Source organism: Micrococcus sp. ACRRV, from assembly GCF_022346985.1.
Taxonomy (GTDB): domain Bacteria; phylum Actinomycetota; class Actinomycetes; order Actinomycetales; family Micrococcaceae; genus Micrococcus; species Micrococcus porci.
On the sequence record NZ_JAKRNH010000017.1, the window covers coordinates 25,244 to 33,131 of the forward strand.

The following is a 7,888-nucleotide window of genomic DNA, read 5'->3' on the forward strand; positions in this document are numbered from 1 at the left end:
GCGCGTCCGTCCTATCAGTAGGCTGGAGTGATGGCGACGGTACTTCTCGTGCGGCACGGCCGCACCACGGCCAACGCGACCGGACTGCTGGCAGGGCGGACCCCGGGGGTCAGCCTGGACGATCACGGACGGGAGCAGGCGGCCCGCACCGCGGATCGGGTCGCGGCCGTGCCCGTGGCCGCGGTGGTGGCCAGTCCCCTGGAGCGGTGCGCGCAGACGGCCCGCGCCCTCCTCGATCGCCAGTCGGGGGCGGTGCCCTCCCTGGTCGACGACGACCTCACCGAGTGCGACTACGGCCAGTGGCAGGGGCGCGCGCTCAGCGACCTGGCCACCGAGCCCCTGTGGGCGACGGTGCAGACCCAGCCGTCCGCCGTCGTCTTCCCCGGCGGGGAGTCCATGGCGGGCATGCAGGCCCGCGCGGTGGCGGCGATCCGCCGGCACGACGCCGCCGTGGAGGCCGAACACGGGCCCGGGGCGGTGTGGGTGGCGGTGAGCCACGGGGACGTCATCAAGTCGATCCTGGCCGACGCGCTCGGCACGCACCTGGATCTGTTCCAGCGGATCGAGGTGGGGCCCGCCTCCGTGTCCATCGTGAGCTACGGCCCGAGCCGACCGCGGGTCTGGGCCACCAATACCGATGCCGGGGACCTGTCCTGGCTCTCGAGCCTCGGCCCGTCCGACGACGCACCGGTGGGCGGCGGCGCGGGCACCGGCCCCGGCGCGGTGGACGAGCAGACGCCTAGGATCGTGACATGACTGATGCACCTGCCCCCGCCCATGAGTTCGACTGGCCGGATCGAGTCGTGATCGGGACGCTCGGGCGTCCCGGAGCCCGCACGTTCTACCTGCAGGTGCGCACCGGGCCCCGGCTGGTGAGCCTGGCCCTGGAGAAGCAGCAGTCCGCCCTGATGGCGGAGATGATCGACGAGATCCTCGACGATCTGATGGCGCTGGACGGCAACCCGCACAGCGTCCCGGCCAGCACGCCCGTGGAACTCGTGGACAACGATCCGCTGGACCCGGTGCAGGAGTGGTTCCGGGTGGGGGCCATCGGACTGGGCTGGGACCCCACCACCGCGCAGGTGCTCATCGACGCCCACCCGCTGACCGACGACGACGCCGACCCGGTGCTCGAGGCGGACGCCGAGGCCGTGCGCGTGCGGATGCCCGTCGGCGCCGCCCGGGCGTTCGCCCGGCGCACCCGGGAGGTCGTGGACGCCGGGCGACCGATCTGCTCGGACTGCGGTCAGCCCATCGACCCCGACGGCCACGACTGCACTCTCCCCGACTCCTGATGAGCGCCGCGGACGTGCCCGCCGGCGAGCTGGTGGACGGGGAGCTGACGCTCACGGGCCGCATCACGACGGCGTCCAACGCCACGTTCCTCGGCGCGATCGGTGACACCCCGGTGGTTTACAAACCGGTGGCGGGCGAGGCCCCGCTGTGGGACTTCCCCCCCGGAACCCTGGCCCGCCGCGAGGTGGCCGCGCACCTGGTCTCCGAGTGCCTCGGCTGGGATGTTGTGCCGCGCACCTGGCTGCGCGAGGGCCCCTTCGGCGAGGGCATGGTGCAACTCTGGCAGGAGCAGGACCCTGAACAGGACGCCGTGGACCTGTTCCCGGCGGACGAGGCGCCGGCCGCGGGGTGGCTCACAATCCTGGAGGGCGAGGACGAGGACGGGAATCGGCTGGTCCTGGCCCATGAGGACTCGGCGGCGCTACGCCGCATGGCGGTGTTCGACGTGATCGTCAACAACGCCGACCGCAAGGGCGCCCACATCCTCGCCATGCCCGGTGGTCACCGTCACGGCGTGGACCACGGGCTCACGTTCCATGTGGCGGACAAGCTGCGGACCGTGCTGTGGGGGTGGCTGGGTGAGGAGCTGAGCGAGGAGGAGCGCGACGGCGTCGCCCGGGTTCTCGACGGGCTCGACGGTGAGCTGGGGCGGGGGCTGGCGGAGCTGCTCAGTGCCCAGGAAGTCGAAGCCCTTGCCGAACGCGGTGCCCGGTTGCTCGACGACGGGATCTTCCCTGCCCCGAGCGGCCGGACGCCGGCCGTGCCCTGGCCGCTCTTCTGACGGGCCTGAGGCGTCAGGCAGGACTCGCTGATGCCGAAGTCCTTCGCGATCTGGTTCAACCGGGTGCCAGGTTCGCGTCTCTGCACCAGTCCCGCGTTCTTGTTCGCTCAGGCAGGTGTACCGACGCGCCCCGCGACGACTCACGACTCAGGAGCGCACTTCCTGGGTTCGCGTGCCTCGGCGGCTGGCTTCGAGGGCTGAGGTGAGCGTTCGGGCGTCGTAGCTGCCCAGCAACCGTCGCCCGTCTACGAAGAACGTCGGGGTAGCGTGCGCCCCGCTTGCATCGGCGCTTTCGAGATCCCGCTCCACACGGGCACGTACGGCGGCACTGTCGAGGTCAGCCGTGAACTGGGCGACATCCAGGCCCAGCTCTTCGGCGTAGCGGATCAGATCGTCGCGCTCGAGCGCATCTTGCCGCGTGAAGACGAAATCGAGCCACGGCCAGAACATCCCCTGATTCGATGCCGCCTCCGACGCTCGTGCGGCGATGGGGCCGTGAGGGTGATGTGGCAGCTGGCGAACGACATACCGGAGATCGTCCCCGAACTGGCTGCGAAGGTCCTCCCAGGAACCCGTTGCGTGCGCGCAATACGCGCATTCGAAGTCAATGTACTCGACGACCGTGAGCTGGGCGTCCTCTGGTCCGCGGATGTGGTCGACTTCAGGATCAACGGGTGGTGTGAGCACCATCGGCAGATCTGCCGTCTCCTCCCCCCAGCGTTTCGCAGCAACCCGGAAGATCAGCCAACCCAGCGCGGTGGCGAGCACCATCGCGACCAACACGCCGACGGTCGCTTGCCGACCCAGGTCGGATGTCGAGCCGAACGCGAGGCCGATCACCAGGAGCGACACGGTGAACCCGATCCCCGAAAGCGCCGCGCCGCCGAACACGCTGCCCATCCCGACACCCTCGGGCAGCCGACCGGCTCCCAGCTTCACAGCGACGAAGGTGGCGAGACCGATGCCGAGAAGTTTGCCGAGCACGAGACCCACGATGACTCCCCACGTCACGGAGGACTGGAAGGAATCGACGAGCACGCCGCCGCGCAGGTCGACGCCGGCGTTCGCGAGCGCGAAGATCGGGACGATGACGAGCGCGGTGGGCATGCGCAAGACCTCGTGCATGCGTTCATTCACCGAGATGCCCTGCGCCAAGCCTCGATCGACTGCGCGGGCCGATGCCGCGCTCGGCGACTGCCAGAAGTCGCGGAACAGCTGACGAGCCTCGACCACCTGTTGCCGACGCGTCGGGTAGGCGGGGATGAGGAGTCCTGCGACCATGCCCGCAAGGGAGGCGTGGACTCCGGATTCCACGGTCGCGAACCAGAGCACAATGACAATCAGCACGTACGGTGTGGCGCTCCACTGCCGCGAACGACCCAGAAGCCACAACCCGACGAGGCAGGCACCTGCGATCAGCAGCGGAACGAGCCGGATCTCGTCGCTGTAGACCATGCCGATGATGGAGACGGCGAGGAAGTCATCGACGACGGTGAGGGTGAGGAGGAACACCCGCAACTGGCCGGAGAGTCTCGGGCCGACGAGCGCGAGGGCACCCAACAGGAACGCGGTGTCGGTACCGACCACCGCGCCCCATCCACCGAGCCCCTCGCCGCCCGCGGCGGCCACGATCAGGATGTAGAAGACTGCGGGCAGTGCCACGCCGACGACGCCAGCAATCACTGCGAGACGCGCGCGGCTGGCGTCTCGGAGCGTCCCATGCGCGAACTCCTGTCGCACCTCGAGGCCAACGACGAGGAAGAAGACCACCATGAGGCCGTCGTTGATCCAGTGGTGCAGGTTCATGTGCAGTCCGAACCCGCCGACATCGAACCCGATCTCGACATCCCACAGCCCGAAATAGGCCTCGGAGAGTGGCGAGTTCGCCCAGAGCAGGGCGACCGCTGTGACGACGACCAGGAGCACCGCCGAACCCGCCTCCGTGCGAATCGTTCGCCAACTCATGCGCCGTTCCGGCTGCCCGCTCGTCATCCGGGAAGCATATCGGGGCCCAAGGGCAGCGCCCGGCGGCGAGCCTTGTCGACCGTGCAGCGCGTCCGCAGGGACGGCGAGCGCACTCAGTCCACGAGCCCCGCCGCGGCACCGGCCGCGCGGTAATCCGCGGCGAGCGAGTCCAGGGTGGCGTGAGCGTTGAGCCCGCTGGGGTTCGGCGCCACGAACAGCCGCGTGCCCGGCCACGGCGTCGGCTGCTCCCCCAGCGCCGCCTTCGGGCGTCCGAACGCCTGCCGGTAGGCCGTCACCCCCAACACAGCGACGACGGCCGGCGCGTGCGCTGCCACGAGCGCGTCCAGGCGGGCGGGGGCGGCGGCGAGCTCCTCCGCGGTGAGCTCGTCGGCGCGGGCGGTGGCACGCGGGACGAGGTTGGAGATCCCAATGCCGCGGGCGTGCAGCTCGGCGAGGTCCTCGGCCTTGTAGCCGCCGGAGGCGTCGATCAGGTGCCGGGTGAGCCCGGCACGGTGCAGGGCCGGGTAGAAGCGGTTGCCGCGGCGGGCGAAGTGCGCACCGGTGGCGGCGGTCCACAGGCCGGGGTTGATGCCGATGAACAGCAGCCGCAGCGGGTCCGGCAGCAGGTCGGGGACGGTGCGGTCGCGGAACTGCTGAAGCTCGGCCTGGGTGAAGCGCATGTCAGTAGTGATACCTCGCCTGGAGGATGATCAGGTCCTCGCCGTCGACGAGGTAGACGAGCCTGTGCTCCTCCGTGATGCGCCGCGACCACGCCCCGGCCGCGCGGCGGGCAATCGCGGCGGCGCTGGCCGGTGCCAGCGGCGGCCCGAACGGCTTCCGGGTCACCGGGCGGCGCCCGCCCCCGCCACCACGAGGTCGATGAGCCTGCGGAGCGCCACATCGACGTCCTCGCCGTCGATCCGCCTCTGCCGGGAGCGGTTGAGCTCGGCCAGCACCCCGGCGACGATGAGGCGGGCGCCGGCCGCCGCAGCCGCACCGGGCTCCTCGCCGGCAGTGCCTGTGGCACCGTCCCGCGCCGCTCCGATCGCACCGGAAGCGTCGGCTCGGCCGTCCTGCAGGCGCGCGGCGATCTTCTCTTCGAGGCGATCGACGTGGTCGAGGACCCGCCGGCGATGCGGCATGTCCGCACCGAAGAGGATCTCGCGTGCGACCCACGTCGCAAGCTCGGACCAGCGCCACATCGCGGTGACGAGCGGCGAGATCAGCTCCGCGATCCGGTCCGCGGTCTCCCCGCCCGCCGTCGCGGCGCCGGGCGCGGCGAACGCAGAGAGCGAAGGAGTGGTCGTCGCGCGCTCGTGGGCTCCCCAGAGCGCATCGACGACCATCATGAGCAGCTCGACCTTCGTCGCCGCGTACTGGAAGACAGTGCCCTCGGCCACGTCCGCCGCGCGCGCGACCTCGCTCATCGAGGTCCGCTCGAAACCGCGCTCCTCGAACAGCGCGCGCGCCGCGGCGACGATGCGGGCGCGCTTCTCCGCCTTCGCCCGCTCGCGCCTGCCCAGCGTCGCCGAGGGCGCCAGCTCCGTGTCATCCCGAGTGTCCATGCGGCCATTGTAGTCGACTCAATTCTGAGTACACTCAATATCGCGGCCGGGTGATCGGCATCCGGCACGCGTCGGGAAGGATGGATCATGCAGTACACGGCAGGTAACTACGAGGCGTTCGCGCGTCCCCGCCCCGCACAGCACGCGCAGGAGACGAAGGCCTACATCGTCGGCAGCGGGCTGGCCGGGCTCGCGGCGGCCGTCTTCCTCATCCGCGACGCCGGGGTCCCCGGCGCCAACGTTACGATCCTCGAGAAGGGCGAGATCGCCGGCGGTGCGCTCGACGGCCTCGACGTCCCGGAGAAGGGCTTCGTCATCCGCGGCGGCCGGGAGCTGGAGAACCACATGGAGTGCCTGTGGGACATGATGCGCTCCATTCCCTCCCTGGAGCTCGAGGACGCCTCCGTGCTCGACGAGTTCTACTGGCTCAACAAGGACGACCCCAACTACTCGCTGCGCCGCGCCACCGTGCGCCAGGGCGAGGACGCCGGCCACGAGGGCCGCTTCGACCTGCCGAAGCGGGCGCAGAAGGACCTGTTGAAGATCTTCCTCGCCGAGCGTGCGGAGATGGAGGGCAAGCGCATCGACGAGGTGATGGGCCGTGAGTTCCTCGACTCGCCGTTCTGGATGTACTGGCGGACGATGTTCGCCTTCGAGGAGTGGCACTCCGCGCTCGAGTTCAAGCTCTACCTCCACCGCTTCATCCACCACATCGGCGGGCTGCCCGACTTCACGGCGCTGAAGTTCACGAAGTACAACCAGTACGAGTCCTTCGTCCTGCCGCTCATGCACTACCTCACCGAGCACGGCGTCGTCTTCCGCTCCGGCACCGAGGTCCTCGATGTGGACTTCGCCCACCGCAACGGCGAGATCCGCGCCACCGCGATCCGCTGCCGCCGCGACGGCGCCGAGGAGACCATCGAGCTCGGCGAGCACGACCTCGCGCTCATGACGATCGGCTCGCTCGTGGACAACTCCGATGAGGGCGACCACCACACGCCCGCAGCCCTCAACGAGGGCCCGGCCCCGGCCTGGGACCTGTGGAAGCGCATCGCGAAGAAGGACCCGGCGTTCGGGCGCCCGGAGGTCTTCTGCTCCTCGATCGAGGAGACGAAGTGGGAATCGGCCACCGTCACGACGCTCGATGAGCGCATCCCCGCCTACATCGAGCGCATCGCCCAGCGCGATCCGTTCAGCGGCCGCGTGGTCACCGGCGGCATCGTCACCGCCGAGGACTCCTCCTGGCTGCTGAGCTGGACGGTCAATCGCCAGCCGCACTTCAAGAAGCAGCCGAAGGATCAGATCGTCGTCTGGGTCTACGGTCTGTTCGTCGACGTCGACGGCGACTACGTGAAGAAGCCCCTGGCGCAGTGCACCGGCGAGGAGATCACCCAGGAGTGGCTCTACCACCTGGGCGTGCCCGTGGAGGAGATCCCCGAGCTCGCGGCGACCGGCGCCCGGTGCGTGCCGGTCATGATGCCCTACGTGACGAGCTTCTTCATGCCCCGCCGCGCGGGTGACCGGCCGCAGGTCGTGCCGGAGGGGGCGGCGAACTTCGCGTTCCTCGGGCAGTTCGCGGAGACCGGCCGCGACACGATCTTCACGACCGAGTACTCGGTGCGCACCGGCATGGAGGCCGTCTACGAACTCCTCGACGTGGAGCGCGGCGTGCCGGAGACCTGGGGTTCCACGTACGACGTGCGCGACCTGCTCGAGGCATCGGCGCGCATGCGCGACGGCAAGAAGGTGGAGATGCCCGGCCCGGCCGCGCTGCGCGGCTACCTGCGCGGCAGGCTCGAGCACGGGGAGATCGGCCAGCTCCTCGAGGAGCACGGCCTCATCTGAGTCCCGCCCACCGCGGGTGCGCCTCGGGCCCCGGCCCGAGTCAACAACGTCATGCCCTCCTACACCTAGGTGTGATGTCCAGGGAGGTTGTTGAGCCTGCTGGCAGGTGCGGCTCCGATCGCGGAGTGGACTCGGTGATGATTGTAGAAGTGCACCCACCCAGGCAACGCGGCCCTGCGTTCGGTCTCTGAGCCGTAGAACTTGGCGTAGGCCCACCCGTCAGCGAGCGTGCGATGGAACCGCTCGATCTTCCCGTTCGTCTGCGGTCGGTAGGGCCGAGTCCGCTTGGGCTTGATCCCGAGCTCGGTGCAAGCATCCCGCCAGGCATGCGAGCGGTAGGCCGAACCGTTGTCCGAGAGCACCCGCTCCACCTCCACGCCCAGCTGCGCGAAGTGAGCGACCGCGCGGCGCAGCACCGCGATGGCGGTCTGGCGCA

Annotated in this window: 8 protein-coding genes and 1 pseudogene; 4 read left to right on the plus strand and 5 right to left on the minus strand. The window is 70.0% G+C overall.

Features of this window, described 5'->3' with window-relative positions:
- Positions 1-30 precede the first annotated feature (30 nt).
- From MHY29_RS03305 to MHY29_RS03315, 3 genes are read left to right on the plus strand one after another with little or no spacing between them, the layout of a single operon-like run.
- Positions 31-756 carry a histidine phosphatase family protein gene (locus MHY29_RS03305; RefSeq protein WP_224356665.1) on the plus strand — a complete coding sequence of 242 codons (726 nt, stop codon included), beginning with the start codon at positions 31-33 and terminating at the stop codon, positions 754-756.
- Complete coding sequence (locus MHY29_RS03310) at positions 753-1,295, plus strand: DUF3090 domain-containing protein (RefSeq protein WP_239238218.1); 543 nt, start codon at positions 753-755, stop codon at positions 1,293-1,295. The genes MHY29_RS03305 and MHY29_RS03310 overlap by 4 nt, the downstream gene beginning before the upstream one ends.
- On the plus strand, positions 1,295-2,077 hold the full coding sequence (locus MHY29_RS03315; RefSeq protein ID WP_239238219.1) for an SCO1664 family protein: 783 nt from the start codon (positions 1,295-1,297) through the stop codon (positions 2,075-2,077). Before MHY29_RS03310 ends, MHY29_RS03315 begins: the two co-directional genes overlap by 1 nt.
- Before the next feature lie 147 nt (positions 2,078-2,224).
- Here MHY29_RS03315 and nhaA read toward each other — a convergent pair whose 3' ends face one another.
- From nhaA to MHY29_RS03335, 4 genes and pseudogenes are all read right to left on the minus strand, one after another.
- Positions 2,225-4,069, minus strand: coding sequence for a Na+/H+ antiporter NhaA (nhaA, locus tag MHY29_RS03320; RefSeq protein WP_239238220.1), 1,845 nt, complete (start codon positions 4,067-4,069; stop codon positions 2,225-2,227).
- Between the two features lie 86 nt (positions 4,070-4,155).
- On the minus strand, positions 4,156-4,722 hold the full coding sequence (locus MHY29_RS03325; protein WP_239238221.1) for a mismatch-specific DNA-glycosylase: 567 nt from the start codon (positions 4,720-4,722) through the stop codon (positions 4,156-4,158).
- Position 4,723: 1 nt separating this feature from the next.
- Positions 4,724-4,825, minus strand: a pseudogene (locus tag MHY29_RS03330) (type II toxin-antitoxin system YoeB family toxin); the annotation flags it as partial.
- A 59-nt stretch (positions 4,826-4,884) separates the two neighbouring features.
- On the minus strand, positions 4,885-5,607 hold the full coding sequence (locus tag MHY29_RS03335) for a TetR/AcrR family transcriptional regulator (RefSeq protein WP_239238222.1): 723 nt from the start codon (positions 5,605-5,607) through the stop codon (positions 4,885-4,887).
- An 87-nt stretch (positions 5,608-5,694) separates the two neighbouring features.
- Between MHY29_RS03335 and MHY29_RS03340 the strand changes: the two genes are divergently transcribed.
- Positions 5,695-7,452: an oleate hydratase gene (locus MHY29_RS03340; protein WP_239238223.1), complete on the plus strand. Its 1,758-nt coding sequence runs from the start codon at positions 5,695-5,697 to the stop codon at positions 7,450-7,452.
- Between the two features lie 65 nt (positions 7,453-7,517).
- On the opposite strand, the gene MHY29_RS03345 is transcribed toward MHY29_RS03340, so the two are convergent.
- The coding region (locus tag MHY29_RS03345; RefSeq protein WP_239238224.1) for an integrase core domain-containing protein at positions 7,518-7,888 on the minus strand (371 nt) is incomplete at its 5' end.